The sequence below is a fragment of the Citricoccus sp. GCM10030269 genome, assembly GCF_042665635.1.
Lineage (GTDB): Bacteria > Actinomycetota > Actinomycetes > Actinomycetales > Micrococcaceae > Citricoccus.
Map to the genome: position 1 here is coordinate 68,128 of NZ_JBHTCV010000006.1, position 21,025 is coordinate 89,152.

The following is a 21,025-nucleotide window of genomic DNA, read 5'->3' on the forward strand; positions in this document are numbered from 1 at the left end:
GGGGCCTCCAAGTCGGCTGGGTGTGTTATGTGGTTCCTGTGTCTAGGTCGCGTGTGCAACTCCACCTTATTGGAGAATGGCGCGGAATCACTATGGATGCATCGTTTTATTGCTTCTTTGTATATTGTCGGTGGATCTGAGTCTATATCAATTAGGGCCAATAGCCGTCCGCATTTCGCCTCAATCACTTCGCGCGTCAGTTCGGCCTCAGGCACATCCCTCGCCTCTGGCGCCGCATCCGCCACGTCGCTGACGCGTACTTCTCGAACAGCTCACGCTTGCGGGCCAGCATTTTGGTCAGTTGCTGGTCCACGCCTTCCCCAGGTTGCAGCCGGTGCCCTTGCACTGTCTTCAACTGGCCCGTGGGAGGAGCAGGGGAGCGATGGCCTGCTTTGACGGCCGGGTTGAGCTGAGGTTCGCACAGCGCCGTCACTATCATCATCGACAAGTTGACCCACACCGAACCTCGGCGGCGATCGAGCACGTCTGACGTCTCCGCGGACGGATATCCCTACGGAACGATCGAGTCGATGTAACCGCCGTCAACACGCACCGCGGCGCCAGTCGTGGCGGAGGCAAGGGGCGAGGCGAGATAGGCCACCATGTTCGCGATCTCCTGGGGCTCGATGAGCCGCTGCAGGAGAGACTGGGGTCGGTGGGCAAGCATGAACTCGCGCTGGGCTTCGTCCCACGGGGTGTCGGGATCCACCAGCTCGTAGACGAATTTCTCCACGCCACCGGTGTGCGTGGGGCCGGCAATCACGGAGTTCACGGTCACTCCGGTGCCAGCGGCGTCCTTCGCAAACCCACGCGAAACGGCCAGCAGTGCAGTCTTCGACATGCCGTAGTGGATCATCTCTTCGGGAATGACGACCGCGGAGTCACTGGCGATGTTCAGCACCCGTCCCCAGCCGCGCTTCTTCATCCCCGGGAGAGTAGCTCGGATCTGACGTACGGCGGCGAGTACGTTGACCTCGAAATAGTGCCGCCACTCCTCGTCGGTGATGTCGAGGGCCGGCGTCGCCCCGAAGATGCCGAGGTTGTTCACCAAGATGTCGATGTCACCGGCTGCGGCGAGCACGTCGGCGGCGCCGGCGTCGTCGGTGATGTCGCCTGGCGCTGCGATGAGGTCGCGTTCGGCGTTCTCGGACTGTAAGTCCGCAATGGCCGAGTCCACGCTGTCGGGCCGACGACCATTGATCGCCACGCGGGCCCCGGCGTCGGCCAGAGTGGCGGCGATCGCATTTCCGATGCCTTGCGTCGAACCCGTCACCAAGGCGGTGCGGTCGTGAAGCTCGATGAGCATGAAGCCCCTTTCGGAGTGATCAGCTGTGGCCGCAGCTGCTACCCATTGAGCGTGAGACCGCCTGCGTGGCTCTGGCCGCGTCACGTTGATCGTACGAGAGCCGCCGTCTATGGCGATACCGGTCTGTTGTCGGTCCGCGGCCCAGGTGGATCAATGGCGCGATGACCCGTCGCGCTCCGGCGTCACTGACCCGAGATCGGACGACGGCTGTTTGACGGTGTACGCGGCTAATCGCGGAAGTGTGTGAATGTAACCGAACTTTCACACAGAACCGGGGTTTTGTGTGAAAGTTCCGGAACACTCACACAAAACTGCGATTCACGCAGAAAGGGGCTGGCAGCACCCCGGCCATCGGGAGTTACGTGCACGACGGATGGGGCCCGCACCGGCGCGTCGCCACATCTAGCGTGATCGTCACTCGTCAGTCGTCTGGGGGTCGTCCAACGACGGTGCGCCATCCGCCGCCCACCAGCGACGAGCCTGCCCGACGATCGCGCAGTAGAGCAGCGTCACGAAGACCGAGATCGCGACGGCCCAGGGGTTGATCTCGGTGGCATTCAGGTCAGCCAGGCCGAAGGCTCCGGCGGCGAACGCGAAGGTGTTGCCCACGATGTGCAGGCCGATGGCGGCCTCGAGCCCGCCGGTTCGCCAGGTCAGCCAGCCCATGGCGACCGCGAAGACGAAGATGTCGATCTGTCCGATCCAGGAGTACTCGTGGCCGATCATGAACAGTGGCACCGGGAGCAGGATCGTCCAGGCCGGGTGGCGCAGCCAGGCCCCGATGCTCTGCATCAGCAGGCCGCGGAACAGGAACTCCTCGGCCGTGGCCTGAAGCGGTACCACGAGCACCACCATGACCAGCATCCACAAACCCTCACCGGCGAGACCAGGTATGTCGTCCGCCAAACCCTCGGGCTGTTCCACGAAAAGGCCAACCCCCTGGACGGTCGCATAGAGCGCAGCGGCGACGGCCAGGCAGCGGACCAACAACCTCCAGCGAAAACGTCCTGCCACGGAGGACACGAGCCCGGCCCTCCAGCCGCCAACGCGGACGCCGATCAACACCGCGGGCAGTGCTATGGCGATCATCCCCAGGGCCAACAGCGCAGTGACTGGCTGGTGAAGATCCATCGGTGCATCGGGGGCGAGCGCCTCGTCAACGGCAACACCGAGTCCGGGATCGACCACGGCGGCTATGCCGAGGACGACCATGAGCGCGAGCACCATCGCCGCCCAGACCCCCGCCGTGGTGACCAGGGCAAGCAGTGGGCGCCACCATCGGTAGCGCGGTGGCCGGCGGGCCAACCGGTGGTAGGGCATCTCGTGCGCCAGTTGGTGGGGAGATCCGGAGGGACGGGTGTGAGGATCAGTGCGAGAAACAGCGTGAGACATGGTCATGCATTCAGCCTCGCCAAGGGAGCGATGTCCGGCATCGGCCACGGAGCTGCTCCTTCACGGCTGAAGGTCCTACCCAGGTTCATCCCCTTGGACGACAGTCCGGTATGCCCCCGCGTTCTACGCTGAGGGGGTGTTGAGATGGATCCGTCGACCAGGGTGGTACGCCGCCGGGACCACCGTGGCGGCTCTGCTGATCGGGGTCCTCGCATTCGTGGTGGTTCGCGGCAGCATGCTGCCCGAGGACCCGACGTCCGTTCCCGATCCCGAGGCGCTGCGGATCACCCTGTTGCTCTTCGGCGACCTGTTTGTGGGACTACTTGCCGTGGGCCTGCTGCCACTCGCGCTGCGGCCCTGGGCGGAGGCGGCACCCACCCGTGCCAGCGACTCTGCCACCCCTGCCAGTGGGTGGGTGAATGGGTGGGCCTTCGCCGCCGGAATGGTCGTGGCGGCGACCACGGTGGTCTCGAGCCTGGCGATGCCGGCCGCCGTCGTCGTCCTGACCTCTTTCGCAGCCCGACGCCGGCCCTGGTGGTTCGGTGTCGCCACGGGCGCGTTCTTGGTCGCCACGGCGGTCAATGGGTTCGTGGTGGAGCCCTCACCGGAGGTGCCGACGTGGCCCGTCGTGCTCTTGGCACTGGCCGTGCCGGCGATCTGCGGGCTGGTCGGAGCCGTGCGCCGCCATCGTCGGGCACTGATCCGCTCTCTGCACCAGGAAGCGGCCGCCGCCCACCGAGAGCGGGAAGCCCACGCGGACCAAGTGCGGGCCGCCGAACGCACCCGGATCGCCCGCGAGATGCATGACAGCCTCTCCCACCGCCTCAGTCTGATCTCCGTGCACGCCGGCGGATTGGAGTACCGCTCCGACCTGGACGAGGAGACCCTTCATCGAACCGCCGGACTGGTACGGGAGACGGCACGCACCGCTGCGGAGGAACTGCGCGCGGTGCTCAGCGTCCTGCGCGAGGAGCACCACTCCACCTCCCCGGATGCGACCCTGGCCGCCCTGGGGGAACTCGTGACAACCGCCCGTGACTCTGGCACCTCGGTCGAACTCGTCACCGCTGGAGTGCTGGAGGAGAGCCGGACCGAACACCTCCCGGAGGTTCTCTCCCGAGCCATCTACCGGTTCGTGCAGGAATGCCTGACCAACGCGCGCACCCACGCCCCGCGCGCTCCCGTGCATCTGTTCTTGGGAGGTGGCCCGGGCGAAGGCATCATCATGCGGGCCAGCAACCCGCTGCCCGCCGATCCACCGTCGCCGGGTCCTGGCGGTTACGGATTGATCGGCCTGCGTGAACGATTCGAGTTGCTCGACGGCCGGCTGGAGCACCGTGCCGCCGAGGGAACCTTCACCGTGGAAGCATGGGTGCCATGGCCGAGTTGAGTTCACCGATCCGGGTCCTCGTGGCCGACGACGAATCCCTGATGCGCGCCGGACTGCGCCTGATCCTCGAGGGCGCTGCCGACGTCGAGATTGTCGGGGAGGCCGCTGACGGGGAGCAAGCTGTCACCCAGGCAGCGGAACTGCGCGCGGACGTGGTCCTGATGGACATTCGGATGCCGCGGTGCGATGGCATCGAGGCGACCCGTCGTCTCCGAGCGTCCGTGGACCCGCCCCAGATCCTGGTGCTGACGGCCTATGACACCGACGACTTCATCCTGGACGCGTTGGAGGCCGGAGCCGCGGGGTTCCTGCTCAAGGACACTCCGCCCGAGGACCTGGTGGCCGCCGTTCGGCAGGCTGCCACTGGCACCATGGCCGTCTCGCCGGCCGTGCTCGCCCGGCTGGTGGCGCTGGCCACGCACCAGGGCCGACGTCGGCCGGTGGCGGACCCGCTCGAGGGCTTGAGTGAGCGTGAGCAAGAGGTGGCCGCGCGGGTGGCCGACGGGCTGACGAACACGGAGATCGCCAGCGAGCTGTACCTCTCCGTGCCGACGGTGAAGACCCACATCGGGCGCATCTTCGACAAGCTGGGCGTCGAGAACCGGGTCCAACTGGCCGTCCGCGTCCTCGAATCCCGCTGACGCAACTCTGCCCTCAGTTAGGCCGCCAGAGCCTCCGGCACCCGGGCTGGCTCCACCAGCAGCTGACCATCCTCGACGCTCACCCGGACCACGTCGCCCTCGCGGACGGTCTCGGCGACCAGCAGGTCGGCCACTTGGTCATCGAGTTCGCGCTGGATGACCCGGCGCAGCGGGCGGGCGCCGTAAGCCGGTTCGTAGCCGGCGTCGGCGATCCAGTCCTTCGCGGCGTCGTCGACCTCGAGGGTGATGCCCTGGGCGGCCAACCGCTGCTCGGAGGCCCGCAGCTGCAGTCCGACGATCTCCCGGAGCTGTTCCGCCTCCAAGGGGGAGAACAGCACGGTGTCATCGATCCGGTTCAGGAACTCCGGCCGCATGAACTCCCGCAGCCGGCCCATCACCTTCTGGCGGACGTCCCGGCGGGCGGACTCGGCGTCACCGGAGGCGAAGCCAATCGGTGCGCCCTGCGAGGACATGAACTCCGAGCCGAGGTTCGAGGTCATGATCAGCACCGTGTTGCGGAAGTCGACCATGCGGCCCTGACCGTCGGTGAGCCGGCCGTCGTCGAGCACCTGCAGCAGCAGGTTGAACACGTCCGGGTGGGCCTTCTCGATCTCGTCGAGCAGGATCACCGAGTACGGGCGACGGCGGACCTGTTCGGTCAGCTGCCCGGCCTCGTCATAGCCCACGTAGCCCGGAGGGGCACCGACCAGACGCGAGACCGTGTGGCGCTCGCCGAACTCGGACATGTCGAACCGGACCATCGCACCCTCGTCGTCGAACAGCGACGTCGCCAGGGCCTTGGCCAGCTCGGTCTTGCCGACGCCGGTGGGGCCGAGGAACAGGAAGCTCCCGACGGGCCGCGACGGATCGGCCATCCCGGTGCGGGACCGGCGGATGGACTTGGCGATCGCGGCGACCGCATCGTCCTGACCGATCACCCGGTCGTGGAGTTCCTCCTCGAGCCGGGCCAGCCGGGACTTCTCGGCCTCGGTCATCCGCGCGGCCGGAATGCCGGTGGCACGGGAGACCATCTCGGCAATGGCGTCCTCGTCGACCACAGACGACGTGTTGTCTCCGTCCGAGTCTGCAGCGCGCTTCGCCTGCTCGGCCAGCGCCGCCTCCAGCTGCTCGCTGACGCGGTTGACCTCGTCGCGCAGCTCGCCGGCGCGCTCGTAGTGCTCCGCGTTGACCGCCGAGTTCTTCTCGGCCTCCAACTCGGCGAGCTGGGACCGCAGCGCGTCGACGTCCACGGCCGGGCCGGCGTCGTGCGGTCCGCGCTTCAGGGACAGCCGGGCACCGGCCTGATCGATGAGATCGATGGCCTTGTCCGGCAGGAACCGGTCCGTGATGTACCGGTCCGAGAGCACGACGGCGGCGCGCAGCGCCTCATCCGTGTAGCTCACCTTGTGGTGCTCGGCGTAGCGATCGGCCAGGCCGTGCAGGATCTGCACCGCGTCCTCCACCGACGGCTCGCCCACGGTCACCGGCTGGAAACGTCGCTCCAGCGCGGCATCCTTCTCGATGGTGCGGTACTCCTTCAGCGTGGTGGCACCGACCATGTGCAGGTCGCCACGGGCCAGGCGCGGCTTGACGATGTTGCCGGCGTCCATGCCGCCGGACTCACCGGAGCCGCCCGTGCCCACGATGGTGTGCAGCTCGTCGAGGAAGACGATGGTGTTGCCGTCCTCGGCGATCTCGTTCATCGCACCGGTGAGCCGCTCCTCGAAGTCACCGCGGTACTTGGTGCCGGCGACCATGCCGGCCAGATCCAGGGCGATCACGCGCCGCCCCTTCAGCTGGGCGGGGACCTCGTCGTCGGCGATGGCCTGAGCCAGACCCTCCACGATGGCGGTCTTGCCGACGCCGGCCTCACCGATCAGCACCGGGTTGTTCTTGGTGCGGCGAGCCAGCACCTCGATGGTCTGCTCGATCTCGTCGGCACGGCCGATCACCGGATCCAGCCGGTCCTCCCGCGCTTCAGCGGTCAGGTCACGGCCGAACTGCTCCAGAATGGAGCCTTCCTGGCCGCCCTGGCCGCCTTGGCCCGCTGCTCCGGGCTGGCCGGCCTGCTGTGCTTGCTGGTCCTGCTGATTCTGCTGATTCTGCTGGGCAGCGGCCTGCAGCGACTGCGGGGTGATGCCCGCCTGAGCCAGCAGCTGACCGGCGGGGGAGTCGTGATTCAACGTCAAGGCGAAGAAGAGGTGCTCAGGGTCGATGTAGGTCGAGCCGAAAGCACGGGCCACCTGGTAGCCGTCCAGCAGCACCTTCTGTGCCGAGTCGTTGAGGACCGTGGCGGTCTTCTCCTTCTGCTCGGTCGGCGCGGGCAGGCGGTCGTCCACGGCGCTGATGATGGCCTGAGGATCGACGCCGGTCTGCCGCACGGCCGCGGCGGCCGGCTCCTCGCTGAGCATGGTGCGCAGGATGTGCAGAGCGTCGACGTCGGTCTGGCCGCGCTCCGCAGAGAAGGTCGCCGCGGCGGACAGGACGTCATGGCTGCGCTTGGTCAGCAGAGCGGTGATGTCCACGGGTCGGCCCTGACGGCCGGTCCGCTGGCCCTGGAAGTAGCGGTTGATGAACTCGTCGAAGGACTCGCCGTTGGAACCGGCGGGGCCGAAGAATGCTGGCAAAGCGCCCTCCTAGTTGAGATGTTGAGTGCATTCGACTCAAGTAACGACAAGGGGTGCGGGATTGTTCCCAGTTCTCCTGTGATGCGGGTCAAACCTGAGCGGAGGAGGCTCAAGATGAGTATAAGCAGGCGAGCCTGCAGTGTCTTTCGATGTCCGCGCGCTGAATGGGCGGCAATATATCTTCCGATATGACGAACCGTGGGGGAATTGCCATGCCTGCCGATGGTGTTTCGGAAGAATAGTTCCGTTTGGCCGTGACTGGTGGCACTATGGGTGGTAATTTCTCGTTATCGGCATGATTTTTCCGGAGTGGAGGCTGGCTCATGTCAGACGTGAGCGACACCAGCGACACCAGCACCATCGGGCGGGCCATTCGCGCTGCGCGGCGGGAAGCCGGCTTGAGTCAGACTCAGCTGGCCGAACTTGTCGGCCTGTCTGACCGGACACTGAGGGATATCGAGAAAGGCAGCCGCAGTCCGAGCATTGGCGCAGTGGCCGCCGTGGCTGGTGCACTAGGCCTTCACCTGAGGGCGGACCGATGATCACAGACCTGGAGTCGCTCCGATTCGTCACCGTCGCGGACGTCTATAAAGCCGGAGCGCTGGCCGGAACTCTCGAGCGGACCGGCAACGGGACGGTACGTTTCAGTTATCTGCCCGACTATGGCGGTGCACTACTTCCCGGTAGTCCACCCGTGTTAGGTCAAGGCCTGCTTAGTTGAATTGGATAGTTTTGTCTCGTGTTCAACGCCTCGAAGTGCGCCGTGATCTATTTCAACTCAAGCAAGATCTGCTTCAACATCGGCCTTCCTCTCGATTCTGTCTTGAATCTCTGTGATCGTGGCCTGCTCCAGTGCGTTGATTTCACCGTCGACCAAAGCCACTAGACGTGCCATATCGAGGATGGCCCCCAGATCACCTTCGGCATCATTGAGCCGCTGCCACACTTCGGAGGGGTCGATTTCAATGGTATGGGCCAGTTGTTGGTCGAAAAACTCATGGCGTTCCCGAACAAACTTCATGAGGTGTCGAATTAGCTGTGCTTCGTCGTCGGATATCTTATGGTCTGCCACTATGACCAGCCATGCGACCCACAGCATTAGTTGGGGATGCTGGCTCCTTGTGGTGAGGCGGTCGGCTAATTCGACCACTCTGGCGTCGTTTCGGAAGACCTTCTGAGCATGACGCCCTGCGAGTAGCGTCGAGTAGCGATTGACCACGACCGCTAGCGGAACCCCGACCAGAGGGATGCCAATTTTGATGACATTCCGTTGGAGCAGAAACTTGCCCACGAATGGAAGCCCCTTGGCTGCGTTCAGGACACCTCTGGAGTAGAAACGCTTGATGACTGGTCGCACCAGAGGCGGTACTAATTTGGCCAGCCCTTCGCGTCCTACTTCCCCACCCTTGATCGTGAGAGCCACGCGGATTAGCTTCCACAAGTCGTCGGGGTCCTCAACGTCGAGCGGTACGCGATATAGGACCGCAATATCATAAGCAAGGCGAAGTTGGAGCTGCGTAAGGAAAACGACGTCGACCATCAAGGTGGCGACGGAAGCCGGAACGGTCGCCGGTGAAGCGCCACCAAGGGTTCCCAAAGTGGCAATGATGGCAGCGGAGTAGGCTCCAGCGGATAGCCCACCTTCGATCGCGGCATAGCGGCTCGCCATTTTGATGCGTTGATCAACGATGGCGTCTGCGGGCACACCCTTGTACTTTTCTGCGAAGTACTCCCACGTGGCCTTTTCGGTGTATGAGCCCAAGGCTCGTGCACATAGTTTAGGAAACCACCCGCCGGACTTGATGTCGTCGGGGCTGAGTTCTTTGATGAACTCTTGAATATTCGCCCGTTCTTCCTCGATCGCGGCACTGTGCACGTCTTCGTCATCGATTGGCACTTTGACCACGGAGAGTCCTTCCAGACGTTTATCCCAGGGCTTTCTCGATGACGTTACCGGATCCCTGTTGAAGTCGACGGGACTATTAGCCGGAACAACTGGAAATATTCGATCGCGGTCAATTAGCGATGCGCAAGATAACCTTTGGGCGCCCAGCTGTGATGGGATGGGAACCATGGTCAAGGCACAAGAAGTTACGCTTCAGAAAGTCCTCGAGGGCAGCTACCAGTTCCAGGTCCCGCTGTACCAGCGGCCATACCAGTGGACCAAAGAGCAATGGGACACTCTATGGGGTGACGTCGTCAGCCTCGCCGAGGAACGCCAAGAAGAACACGGCGCCACGGCAACGCATTTCATCGGCTCACTTGTTCTCGCTCCGGCGCCCGGTGTTGTCGCCGGCGGGCTCACCAAGTTCATGGTGGTTGACGGCCAGCAGCGGCTGACCACGTTGACCATCCTGCTGGCCGCGATCCGTGACCACGCCATCAGCACGATTCCCGATGGCGGGAGCCGTCACGCGGCACGGCTCGAGCACACGTTCCTCGTCAATCAGTATGAAGACGGACCTGGGCGCTACAAACTCCTGCCGACCCAGCAGGACCGCGACGACTACGTTGCCCTCATCAATAAGTCCAAAGTCGCTCACCCAAGCTCTCGGGTAGTCGAAGCGTACAGTCACTTTTCCGCGCTGCTGGACTTGGCGGCTGCCGATGAATCCAATCCAACGGTCGCAGCGATCGAAGATGCCGTGTCACATGGGCTATCCCTGGTATCCATCTCGACAGAGCCGGACGACAACGTCTACCGCATCTTCGAATCCCTGAACAACACCGGGCTGAAACTCACTCAAGGCGACTTGATCCGGAATCACCTGTTCATGCGGCTTCCCAGTAGAAGCCAAGAGGTGTACGACAGGCACTGGCGGTCCCTCCAGCGGACATTGGAGAACAATCAAATTGAATGGCTATTCTGGATCGACCTTGTCCGTCGTGATCCCATAGTTCGCTTCCGTGATACCTACACCAAACAAAAAGCCCGTCTCGAATCGCTGCGGACGGAAGAGTCAGTCGCTGGCGAGGTGGCACGCCTTGCCCATCTGGGCTCCATTTACCGGCTCATGTGGCACCCCGAGGAAGAGGAACACCCTGCCGTGCAACGCCAACTGCGTCGCCTACTAGACTGGCGGGCCACAGTCACGGACCCACCTGTGCTTCAGCTTCTGGTCATGCGCGATAACGGCGAAGCCTCTTCAAAGGAAATCGCACGAGCGATGCTCATCATCGAGTCTTACCTTGTACGCCGCATCTTAGCCGGGAGGGCCAGTCAGGGCGTGAACCGGCAACTGGCCGGGCTGGCGAACGAGCTCTACGCAGACAAGAGCTCCCAGTCCGTCGACATAACGGTCCACACTTACCTCACCCGCCAGGTCCGACAGTACGTGAGCGACCAGGCACTCCGGGATGCCGCCCGGACTTCAGCCTTCTACTACTCTGGCCGAGCCAACCAGCGCAAACAGGTGCTGCTCTGGCTCGAAGACCTTTTCAATAGTCAAGAGCACATCAACCCGGCGAACCTCACTATTGAGCACGTCATGCCCCAGACGTTGTCGCCGCAATGGTGGGGAAAGCTCGCGGAGTCCTACGACGAAGAGGCCATATCCGAACTACACACTTCCTTGGTGCACACGCTGGGCAACCTGACGCTTACCGGCTATAACGCTCCGCAATCGAACCGACCATTCGACGAGAAGCGCGCCTACTTGCGCGGCACCAGCTTAAAGATGAGTCAGGAAATCGGGGAAGCCGAAAGATGGACGTTCGCTGAGATCCAGACCAGGACCGACCGACTTATCGAGATGGCGATTCAATTTTGGCCCGGACCATTGGACGAGGGCTCTCCTGCGGATAAGACCGACAAGACGTATTGGGTGAGCCTCCGGTTCATTCTGGCTGAGCTTCCTTCGGGACGCTGGACCACGTATGGAGACCTCGCCAGTGCTATTGGTGTTGCGGCACAGAGCGTGGGCAACTATTTGGCGAACCAACCGGCGCCCAACGCCCACAGGGTGCTCAAGTCTGACGGCACAGTCTCGCCTCAGTTCGCGTGGATCGAGAACGACCGCACGGATAACCCGCGCGATATTCTCGCGGAGGAAGGCGTGACGTTTGATCAGAATGATCGAGCCGATCCGAAAGCTCGTCTAACTGTAGAAGATCTCGTGACGTTCTTGCCCGCCGCCAAGGACGAACTGTAAGAGCACCAGGCGTCTACTAGAACCAATGTTTCAGGATCCTACAGACGTTTTAACTGACGAGGACGGCATCTGAACACTCGGCAACAGCTCGGCGAATTGCCCCTGGTCAGGGGCAGGTCCGCCGCGGGACCGGGCCATCATGGAGTCCGTGAACGCTCCAACTCGCCGCACCACCGCCCGCACCCTGACCATCACCGCGCTCTCGTGCGCCCTATTGACCACCGGCACCGTTGCCGCGCCAGTCGCCGCCGCCACTGACTCTTCTGCCGACGAACAGCGCCTGGCTCGAGGCCTCACCCACGAGTCCTTCACGCTGGGCGACCCCGGCGCCGAGTACTCGTGGACCGTGCAAATCACGCTGCCGTCGGACCAGGAGGGTGTGCGGGATTCGCCTCTGGCCAGCCGTGGCACGGCTGACCGTGTGGCCTCCGAGCTCCGAGAGCACGGGCTCGACGCGCGGGCTGAAGCCGTCGTCGCTGACCGGCTGGCCGACTCCGGCGGCTACCTGGGTCACCGGGTCCGGGTGGGGGAGTTCTCCACTGAGGCTGAGGCGGAAGCCGCCCGTACTGAGGTGACGGCCCTCGGATATTCCGGCGGCACCTGGTACGAGGGCTGGGACGGCGACCAGCCGTCCGGCGAGGAGGGCGGCCCCGTCAACGTGGACGTCCTGACCGTGGACCCGAACCGCTTCCAGGGAGAAGTGGTGGGCACCTTCGGGTCTGATCTTGAGCGCACCGAGACCACCTCGGAACTGACCGAGGGAGCCCTGGCCGGTGTCAACGGCGGGTTCTTCGTATTTGGTGAACAGCACGGTGCACCCGGAGACCCAGCCGGCGCGGCGGCGTACAACGGGGAGATCCTCAGTGAGACCGTTGGGGACCGTCCCAACCTGGTGATCGATCACCGCAGCGGCCGCGCCTCAGTCCAGCGCCTCACGTGGGAGGGCCGTGTCTCCTCGGGTCACGAGGAACTGGACCTGGACGGCATCAATCGAGTGCCCGGAAAGATTCGCAATTGCGGCGGCGTCGGGGATCTCCCCACCGACGCACCGAAGCATGACGTCACCTGCACCGATGCCGACGAGACCGTCGTGTTCACCGAGGACTTCGGAACGACGACGCCGGAAGGGGACGGCGTCGAGGTGATCGTTGACCGCCGGGGCCTGGTTCAGGAGGTCAACCACGAGCGGGGCATCGAACTGACTGACGGCGAGTACGCCATCCAGGCCATCGGCGACGACTCCGCGGACCTGCGGGAGTTCGCCACCGAGGCCCGGCGGATCAAGCTCACCAACGAGTACCGCGACGAGCGCGGTAAGAAGCTGCGCATGACCCCGCACACCCAAGTGTTCAACGGAAGCCCCAACCTGCTGACGGACGGGGAGCGGGACATCACGGCCGCCCGCGATGGCATGGTCCATGCCGACAACCCGGGCCAGTTCTACGGCTGGACCCACCAACGCAATCCGCGCACTATCGCGGGGATTGACGAGCAGGGTCGCTTGGTGCTCATCACTGCGGATGGCCGGCAGACGGATTCCGTCGGACTGAGCATTTCCGAGGCGGCCGATCTCTCCGAACAGCTGGGGCTGGTGGACGCCATCAACCTCGACGGCGGAGGATCCACCACCATGGTGGTGGACGGCGAGCTCGCGAACTCCCCCTCCGGCGGCAGCGAGCGTGCGGTGGGGGATGCCATCGTGATCCGGGAGCGGTGACCGCCGCTTCTCCCACAGGAAGGGTGTGCCCGGTAGACAGCTCCGGGCACACCCCCTGATTTGGACGTGTCTAGATCCTTCTAGATCACATGTTGCGGCACTGATCGCACAACGGCAGTCCGCCCGTGCCCGGGAGACGGTTTCTGGGAGGAATCTGCTGCCCGGTTGGGCAATTGTCGTGGGTGTGGTGAACGTGGGGAGGGGAATGGTTGCTTGAGTGATAGGACGAGCTTGCCATGAGGATGACCTTTCAACGGGGGTGAACATCTCCAGTTTGGAGATGTCGAGAAGGTATCTGACTGGTCGGACACGATAAGAAAAAGCGATGTCCCTTCGCCCATTTCTGAGAAGAACTGGGGGTAGGCCTTACGGTCGGGCAGTGGTCATCCGGACGGCCACGGCGAGGGCGAACTGGTCCTCGAGGCTGTGTGGGTCCAACCCGGTCAGTTCAGCAATCCGGTTCAGTCGATTCCGTACGGAGTTGGCATGGATGCTCATCTCCTTGGCGGTCCGCGTCACTGAGGCACCCGAGTTCACGTAGGCCAACAGCGTCGGCCACAGGGAACGTCCGTATTGAGCGTCGTACTTCAGCAGGGGACCGGTCACATGATCGCGGAACGGTGCGGCTTGTTCGGGGGTGAGGCGCTCGATCAATCCAGGGAAGGTGGATAGATCGCGCGGGCCGGCCCCACTGCCGCGGCGAGCACTCATGGCCAGGGTAGCCATGGCCTCCTTGATGGTCCGGGCCAAGCCGGAGAGCGGAACCGCACTGCCGATGCCGAACATCTGCACATCACTGCGCTCGGAGAATCTGCGGACGAAGAGCTCATCGGCCACCACCACGGTGAGGTTCTCGATCCAGCCTTCGAGGATCACTCCCTCGAGTTCCACCGAAGCCTGTTCGGGCAGACACAGCGCCATGTACGCAGCCCCGGGAATCTCCGGAAACCGCTCACGAAAAATGTGCGGACTGGCGTAGCCGCGGCGTACGTAGTCCAACATGCGCCCGTCTTCGTGCCTCAGACGTTCATATTCATGACGCTCGTCGGCGAGTTCCTGGAACTTCTCCGTGAAGGCCACGAACGGCAGGCTCGGCGGCACGGTGAACATTGCCAGCCCGGCCTTCTCGGCCGCTGGTGCCAAATCCTCGGGGGAGTCGTGACCCTCCACCTCGATCGCCAGCGCAATGCCCGCAGCTCCGCTATCAAGCAGATGGGCCACGAATCGCTGGCAGGCCGCGGCATCGGACAGTTCGGAGCCCACCGTCAGGATCAATTCGTCTCCGCGCAGGAACATCCGTGGGTCGATCAACTCCGTGGCATGGGCCATCCGCACCGGGCGGTCCAACCCCAGCGAGCCGGCCACCAGCTCGACATCGAAACCTGGCCAGGTGAGGATGTCCCGCACGGTGGTGATGTGACGTCCACGGCGGCCCACTCGCACGGGGCGGGGTCCCACGGTTCCGTCATCATGCTGAAACAGTAGAGCCTCGGTATTTCACGAACGTTTCCCCTGATTGTGCACGTGTACACCCCGGCCGATCTGTGGCTGTGAGGGTGTCCAGAAACGTGGAAGCGGCCTTTAAGTCCTTGCTAGCTTCGAGCGCTATCACCCTCCTGAGCACGCTCTCCTCCCTGAAGGACACCCCCACCATGAGCCATAGCTCCTCTACGTCGACAGCCACGTCGACAGCCACAGCTCCAGCCGTCGATCCCGCATCCATCCCACCGAACGTCACCGGTGACGTGGACCGCGACTATCCGCTCTCGCCCGTACCGATCGCCGAGGAACGATCTCCGTTGCCGTGGTCATCCTCGGGTTCCTGTTCTTCACGCCCACCATGGTGGCCGCGGCCGACGTCGCCGTGGCCTTCGACTTCCCGCAATTCCTCGTTCTGGCGGGCGTTGCCGCGGCCGTGCTGGCCATCTACATCTCCCTGATGGGTGTGGTGAGCTCACGTACTGGCTTGACCACGGTGCTGGTCTCGCGCACCGTCTTCGGCAAGGTCGGGGGCAAATGGGCCTCCTTCATCCTGGGCGGCACCCAGGTGGCTTGGTACGGAATCACCCTGACCACGCTGTCGGACCTGCTGGGAATGGCGCTGGGGTGGGACATCACCTGGCCGATCGCCGTCATCGGGGGAATTCTGATGGCGCTCAGCGCCTACATCGGCATGAAAGGCATTGAGCTGCTGAGCTGGATCTCCGTGCCGCTGATGCTCGCCCTGTGTATTTGGGTCTTCGTGTTGGCCACCAATGAAGTCGGTGGACTCGGCGGCTTCCTTCAGCTCGAGGGCAACGGCACCGTGAGCACCGGGGCGGCGCTGACGATCCTGATCAGTACCTTCATCTCTGGGGGCACCCAGGTGGGCAACTGGAGCCGCTTCGCCAGGTACACCTCAGCCACGTTCGGCATCCTCGTGCTCTGCGTGATCCTCGGGCAGTTCACCATGTTCTTCTTCGGGGGCGTCGGCGCCGCCGCGTTCGGCGAAGGAGACTTCGTGGAATTGCTGCTGATGCTCGGGTTGATCGGCGCCGGGCTCATCCTGCTCGTGGCCAACCTGTGGACCACCAATGACAACGCGGCCTATGCCTACGGTGTGGCCGGCAGCGAGTTCTTCGGTAAGGCGGACAAGCGGCCGTTCGTGATCGGTGGCACCATCCTGGGCATCATCATCTCCGTCAGCGGGATGGGTGGCATGCTGATCCCGTTCCTGAACATGCTCGGCGTGCTGATCCCGCCGCTGGGAGGAGCCATCATCGGCATGTACTTCCTGGTCTGGCGAGGACGCACGCCGGACGACCTGCTGCAGACCGCTCCACTAGTGCGCGTCTCCGGGCTGATCGCCTACGTGGCGGGGGCCGTGGCCGCCGGCATCGGGACGGCTTTCGATCTGGGCTCCCCTGCCGTGCAGGGCATCATCGTGGCCGCACTCGTGGCCCCGCTCGCTGCCGTCATTGAACGAAAGGTCTCCGCCGCATGAGTCTCTTCATCGCCAACGCCCAGGTCATCACGATGGACGGAGAATCCGGGAGCACCCCGGTCACCGCGAGTATCCGGATCCAGGACGGCGTCATCGCCGCACTGGGACCTGACGTACGGCCTGAGCCCGGGGACGTCGAGATCGACGGTCGTGACCGACTGGTCGCCCCAGGCCTGGTCAACGCGCACACCCACTCGTGGGAGACGCTGTTCAAGGGGCGATTCGACAACCTGCCCCTGGAACTGTGGATGCTGTTCTCGTACCCGATACTGGGGAACACCCGGGTGGATCCCGATCTGGTCACCCTGCGCAGCACGCTCTTCGCCGCCGAATCCCTCAAGGCCGGGGTCACCACCGTCATCGACGACGTATTGGAGACACCAGACCAGGACTTCGACCAGCTCGACGCCGTTGTGGACGCCTACGATGTGGCCGGAATCCGCGCCAACGTCTCCGGCCACATCATCAACAAGCCCTTCGTGGACACTCTGCCGTTCGTGGGAGAACTGCTGGAATCGAGCCTGCTCGACGATGTCCGGGCCATGCCGGTCCCGACGACGGCTGATTACCTTGATTTCAGCGCCGAGGCCTTCGGCCGCTACCGCGGCCGGGGCGGCGGCCGGATCTCCTACATGGTCGCTCCATCCGGACCGCAGCGATGCACCGACGACCTGCTGACGGGCGCGACCGAACTCGCCGTGGCCCACGGAGCCGAATGCCACATCCACGTGCTGGAGACCAAAACCCAGGCAGTCACCGGCCCGGAGTTCTACGGCACTACCCTGGTCAAGCATCTCGACCGCATCGGCGCGCTCTCGGCCAACACGACCTTTGCTCATGGCATCTGGGTCACCGATGAGGATATCGAGCTGATCGCTCGGGCCGGGGTGTCCGTCTCCCACAATCCCATCTCCAACCTGAAACTCGGCTCCGGAGTGCTGCCCTGGCGCCAGTACCTCGACGCCGGCGTCAACTTGGGGCTGGGCAGTGACGGCGGCTCCAGCTCGGACTCGCCTCGCATGCTGGACGTGGTCAAGGCGGCGGGGCTGCTGCACAAGATCAGCGGTCCCGACTACGAATCATGGCCGACGGTGCAGGAAGTGCTGCACGCGGCCACGCTGGGCGGGGCCCGGAGCGGAATGCTGCAGGACGCCGTCGGGAGCCTCGAAGTGGGCAAGCGCGCCGACTTGGTGATCTATGACCTGAAGACCCTGGCCTTCACTCCTCGCAACTCCTTGGAGAAGCAACTGGTGTACTCGGAGAACGGTGGATCCATCGATTACGTCATCGTGGACGGCGAGATCGTGGTGGACCACGGCTCGCTGACCACCGTAGACGAGGAAGCCCTGATCGAGGAGTTCGCCGAGCGGCGGCCCCAGCTGCAGTCGTGGCACGACGAGCTGGAACAGCTCAATCAGGCCTTCGTGCCAGCGTTCACGCAGATGCACCATCGGGCTCAGGCGCAGGACATCGGCTTCACGCGGTACCTCCGCTGATCTTTCTATGATCGGATGAGAACACTTCTCCAGGGCCCCGAGAAGGGGCCCTGGAGACTCTGCAGAAACCGAGGCCACGATGGCAGACGACGTTCAACCCGTGATCGACCCCTTGGTCGTGAAGGACGCCGCCGCGTGGCGCGCCTGGCTGGACGAGAACGAGGATGTCTCGGACGGCATCTGGTTGCTGCTGGCCAAGAAGGGGACGACGGAGCCGACGTCGTTGAGCTATCAGGAGGCGCTGCGGGAGGCCTTGTGCAGTGGGTGGATCGATGGGCAATCCAAATCCATCGACGCCGCCGTCTACCGCCAACGGTTCACACCCCGCCGGAAGGCCTCCCTGTGGTCGCAGCGCAACGTGAAACTCGTGGCGGAGCTGATCGAACAGGGCCGGATGCGGCCCCGTGGTCAGGCTGAGATCGACCGGGCTAAGGCCGATGGACGCTGGGAGCGGGCCTATGCGGGGCCGGCCACCGCCGAGGTGCCCGACGACCTCGCGGCCGCACTCGCCGCCTCCCCGGCCGCGGCCGAGACGTTCGGCAGGCTGAAGGGCCAGAACAGGTTTGCGGTCCTGCACCGGGTGGTCACCGCCCCGAGTCCGGCGAGCCGGGCCAATCGGCTGGCCAAGCTGGTCGGCATGCTGGAACGCGGCGAGACGCCCTATCCGCAGTAGGCGGGTCGGTGATCGGATGGGCCGGTGCCGTCAGTCGGTCACGGCTCGATCCCCTCAGGCGGATCCCGCCCGCGCGCTCACCACGGCGCGGTCTCGGTGCAGCACGTTGATCTCCTCGAGGGAAAGCCGTGCCGTCTCTTTGGCCGTGAGCGCCGCACCGATCGAGATGGCGCACATGACGCTGACGAAGATGGCGGGGCCGACCCAGTTGTCGAGCTCCGGTCCGGCGAGGTAGGTCGCCAGAGCTGGGGCCACGCCGCCGGAGATCGCGAACCCGATCTGCGTGCCCAGCGCGAGGCCGGTGACGCGCACCCGGGTGGGGAACATCTCGGCGTAGAACGCCGGCCAGATGCCATTGGACATCGAGTACAGGATCCCGGACATCAGCGTGCCGAACACGAAGATCAGGGGCCAGTTCCCGGCGGAGATCGAACCGAGGTACGGATACATCAGCAGGGCCGGACCGGCGACGCCGGCAATGAACACGGGCTTGCGCCCCACCTTGTCCGCCAGCATGGCCACCAGCGGGATCGCCGCCAGGGCCACCGCGTTGGCGAGGATGGTCACTGAGAGCATGGTGGAGCGATCCAGCCCGACGCCGTTGGTGGCGTAGGTGATCGACCACACGGTGAAGACCATGTTGACCGTATTGATCATGGCCGCCGCCGCGATGCGCAGCACCGCCGCCTTGTGGTGCTTGAACACCAGGCCCAGGGGCGCGCCCTTGGCGTCGTCCTCGTGCACCTCCTGGAACGCCGGGGGCTCCTCCAGCCGGCGGCGGATGATGTAGGCCGTGACCACGACGACGGCCGAGAGCCAGAACGGCACCCGCCAGCCCCAGCTCATCAGGTCTTCCTCCGGAAGCATGGTGAACGGGATGAACACGGCGGTGGCCAGCAAGGTGCCGAACTGGGTGCCCTGCAGGGTCCAGCTGGTGGTGAAGGAACGATGGCGCTCGTTCGCGTGTTCCAGGGACATGGAGATCGCGCTGGCCTGCTCGCCGGCTGCCGAGAGGCCCTGGATGAGCCGGCAGACCACCAGCAGTGCGGGGGCGAGGGCGCCGACCTGTTCGTAGGTGGGCAGGCAGCCGATGGCGAACGTCGCCCCGCCGATCAGGAACAGGGTCAGCATCAGCACGAACCGCCGGCCGAACCGATCACCCAGCGGCCCCATGATCAGCGCGCCGAGCGGGCGGACCACGTAGGCCACGCCCACCGTCGCCATCGCCACCAGGACGGCGATGGCCGGGTTGGTGTCGTCCGGGAAGAAGAGCTGGTTGAGCACCAGAGCGGCCGCAGTGCCGTAGACCGCGAAGTCGTAGTACTCCAGGGCAGAGCCGATCCAACTGGCGATGGCCGCACGCTTGGGCGTCTTCCCGTGGGTGACGTGCGGAATGTCAGTAGTGGCCTGGGCGGAGGGCGTCGTGGGGGTCATTGGACGGTCTTTCAGTCGGTGTAAACGGGGATGTCGACGGGGAGCCCGGTGCGGGCGCTCTCAGCCACGGCCAGGACGACGCGCAGGGACTGCAGTCCGTCCCGGGCGGTGACTCTGGGCTGGGCCTGGCCGCGGATGACCTGGCCGAAGTGCTCCAGTTGCCGCACCAGCGGATCCTCGCGCCGCGCGTTGAGGCTCGTCACGGCGGACTTTTCCCACCACGAGGCCTCGCCCTCGTAGGAGCGGACGCGCAGGGTCGGCACGGAGATGGAACCGCGGGTGCCGGCGAGGTGATAACAGTCCTCGTCGTCCGCGAAGTCGTAGCTAGGGTTCTCGCGGGCGGTCTGCTCCCACGAGCGGGCGGAAGCGGCGGAGTCGGAGACGATGAACGTGCCCAGGGCGCCGTTGGCGAAGGTCAGCGTCAGTGCGGCGGTGTCCTCCACCTCGAAGCCCCGCGCCTGGTTGCTGCTGGTGGCCTGGACGCGGACGATCTCACCGCACAGCGCCCGCAGATTGTCCATGTCATGGATGAGGTTGATCAGAATCGGGCCCCCGCCGGCCTGCTGACGCCACGGGGCGGCGTCGAAGTAGGCGTCCGGCTTGGAGAACAGGGCGGACCCCATCACCGCCACCGGACGGCCGATGACACCCGCGCTGATGGCCTCCACCGCCTTCTCGAGCAGGGGAGAGTACCGGCGGTGGTGCCCCACGAGCACGGGAACGCCACGTGACTCTCCTGCGGTGACGATCCGTTCGGCGGCTTGGGGCGTGTCCGCGAGGGGCTTTTCCACCAGTACCGGAACGCCGGCGTCGATGCAGCTCAGTGCACCGCTCTCGTGCAGGTGGTTCGGCGTGGCCAGGATGGCGCCGTCCACGTGCGGCAGCGCCTCGGCGAGATCCGCGACCAGCGTGGTGCGGCCGGCGAAGGGGTGGTCCTTCGCGTCGACGAAGGGATCCACCAGGAAGGACAGCTCCATGTCCTGGCGGTCCAGGATGCGCTGGGCGTGCTCGCGGCCGATCAATCCGGCGCCGACCACGGCCAGGCGAAGCGGCTCCGCCGGAAGAACGGGGTCCGCCACAAGAAGGGGCTCGGTCATCCAGTCCTCATTTTCAATATGTGGAAATAGTTTCTGTTTTCTGGTAAGACTATGAGCGGGGTCACGCTCGGCTGTCAAATGGTGGCTGGGGCGTGAACTCGACATGACTGAGCCCGAC

The 21,025-nt window shown here is 64.7% G+C and carries 16 protein-coding genes; 8 read left to right on the plus strand and 8 right to left on the minus strand.

Annotated features, from left to right (window positions below; all coding sequences use genetic code 11):
* Positions 1-511: 511 nt before the first annotated feature.
* A complete protein-coding gene (locus tag ACFQQD_RS13330; protein WP_378090265.1) occupies positions 512-1,306 on the minus strand; it encodes an SDR family NAD(P)-dependent oxidoreductase in 795 nt (264 codons plus the stop codon).
* Positions 1,307-1,720: 414 nt separating this feature from the next.
* Positions 1,721-2,704: a CPBP family intramembrane glutamic endopeptidase gene (locus ACFQQD_RS13335; RefSeq protein ID WP_378090267.1), complete on the minus strand. Its 984-nt coding sequence runs from the start codon at positions 2,702-2,704 to the stop codon at positions 1,721-1,723.
* Positions 2,705-2,834: 130 nt separating this feature from the next.
* Between ACFQQD_RS13335 and ACFQQD_RS13340 the strand changes: the two genes are divergently transcribed.
* The gene (locus tag ACFQQD_RS13340; RefSeq protein ID WP_378090269.1) at positions 2,835-4,088 is read left to right on the plus strand and encodes a sensor histidine kinase; all 1,254 of its coding nucleotides are present in this window, start codon (positions 2,835-2,837) and stop codon (positions 4,086-4,088) included.
* A complete protein-coding gene (locus ACFQQD_RS13345; RefSeq protein WP_378090271.1) occupies positions 4,076-4,729 on the plus strand; it encodes a response regulator in 654 nt (217 codons plus the stop codon). The genes ACFQQD_RS13340 and ACFQQD_RS13345 overlap by 13 nt, the downstream gene beginning before the upstream one ends.
* 17 nt (positions 4,730-4,746) lie before the next feature.
* Here the strand turns inward: ACFQQD_RS13345 and ACFQQD_RS13350 are convergent, their stop codons facing one another.
* Complete coding sequence (locus ACFQQD_RS13350; protein WP_378090273.1) at positions 4,747-7,356, minus strand: ATP-dependent Clp protease ATP-binding subunit; 2,610 nt, start codon at positions 7,354-7,356, stop codon at positions 4,747-4,749.
* A 323-nt stretch (positions 7,357-7,679) separates the two neighbouring features.
* Here ACFQQD_RS13350 and ACFQQD_RS13355 point away from each other — a divergent pair, with 323 nt between their 5' ends.
* Complete coding sequence (locus ACFQQD_RS13355; RefSeq protein ID WP_378090275.1) at positions 7,680-7,898, plus strand: helix-turn-helix transcriptional regulator; 219 nt, start codon at positions 7,680-7,682, stop codon at positions 7,896-7,898.
* A gap of 236 nt (positions 7,899-8,134) precedes the next feature.
* On the opposite strand, the gene ACFQQD_RS13360 is transcribed toward ACFQQD_RS13355, so the two are convergent.
* Positions 8,135-9,262, minus strand: a complete 1,128-nt coding sequence (locus ACFQQD_RS13360) for a hypothetical protein (protein ID WP_378090277.1) — start codon at positions 9,260-9,262, stop codon at positions 8,135-8,137.
* Positions 9,263-9,428: 166 nt separating this feature from the next.
* Here ACFQQD_RS13360 and ACFQQD_RS13365 point away from each other — a divergent pair, with 166 nt between their 5' ends.
* Both ACFQQD_RS13365 and ACFQQD_RS13370 read left to right on the plus strand, forming a co-directional pair.
* Positions 9,429-11,507 (plus strand): DUF262 domain-containing protein, encoded by a 2,079-nt coding sequence (locus ACFQQD_RS13365; RefSeq protein ID WP_378090279.1) that lies wholly within the window; start codon positions 9,429-9,431, stop codon positions 11,505-11,507.
* Positions 11,508-11,655: 148 nt separating this feature from the next.
* Positions 11,656-13,224, plus strand: a complete 1,569-nt coding sequence (locus tag ACFQQD_RS13370; RefSeq protein ID WP_378090281.1) for a phosphodiester glycosidase family protein — start codon at positions 11,656-11,658, stop codon at positions 13,222-13,224.
* A 366-nt stretch (positions 13,225-13,590) separates the two neighbouring features.
* On the opposite strand, the gene ACFQQD_RS13375 is transcribed toward ACFQQD_RS13370, so the two are convergent.
* Both ACFQQD_RS13375 and ACFQQD_RS13380 read right to left on the minus strand, forming a co-directional pair.
* Positions 13,591-14,682 (minus strand): PucR family transcriptional regulator, encoded by a 1,092-nt coding sequence (locus tag ACFQQD_RS13375; protein ID WP_378090283.1) that lies wholly within the window; start codon positions 14,680-14,682, stop codon positions 13,591-13,593.
* 10 nt (positions 14,683-14,692) lie between these two features.
* Entirely contained in the window at positions 14,693-14,920 is a 228-nt protein-coding gene (locus ACFQQD_RS13380) for a hypothetical protein (protein WP_378090285.1), read from the minus strand.
* Positions 14,921-15,028: 108 nt separating this feature from the next.
* Between ACFQQD_RS13380 and ACFQQD_RS13385 the strand changes: the two genes are divergently transcribed.
* The 3 genes from ACFQQD_RS13385 to ACFQQD_RS13395 all read left to right on the plus strand — a co-directional run bounded on the left by ACFQQD_RS13385 (position 15,029) and on the right by ACFQQD_RS13395 (position 18,376).
* The gene (locus ACFQQD_RS13385; RefSeq protein ID WP_378090287.1) at positions 15,029-16,207 is read left to right on the plus strand and encodes a cytosine permease; all 1,179 of its coding nucleotides are present in this window, start codon (positions 15,029-15,031) and stop codon (positions 16,205-16,207) included.
* The gene (locus ACFQQD_RS13390) at positions 16,204-17,703 is read left to right on the plus strand and encodes an amidohydrolase family protein (RefSeq protein WP_378090290.1); all 1,500 of its coding nucleotides are present in this window, start codon (positions 16,204-16,206) and stop codon (positions 17,701-17,703) included. Before ACFQQD_RS13385 ends, ACFQQD_RS13390 begins: the two co-directional genes overlap by 4 nt.
* Positions 17,704-17,782: 79 nt before the next feature.
* Complete coding sequence (locus ACFQQD_RS13395) at positions 17,783-18,376, plus strand: YdeI family protein (protein WP_378090292.1); 594 nt, start codon at positions 17,783-17,785, stop codon at positions 18,374-18,376.
* Between the two features lie 54 nt (positions 18,377-18,430).
* Here the strand turns inward: ACFQQD_RS13395 and ACFQQD_RS13400 are convergent, their stop codons facing one another.
* Both ACFQQD_RS13400 and ACFQQD_RS13405 read right to left on the minus strand, forming a co-directional pair.
* Positions 18,431-19,810 (minus strand): MFS transporter, encoded by a 1,380-nt coding sequence (locus ACFQQD_RS13400; protein WP_378090294.1) that lies wholly within the window; start codon positions 19,808-19,810, stop codon positions 18,431-18,433.
* An 11-nt stretch (positions 19,811-19,821) separates the two neighbouring features.
* Entirely contained in the window at positions 19,822-20,907 is a 1,086-nt protein-coding gene (locus ACFQQD_RS13405) for a Gfo/Idh/MocA family protein (RefSeq protein ID WP_378090297.1), read from the minus strand.
* Between the last annotated feature and the right edge of the window lie 118 nt (positions 20,908-21,025).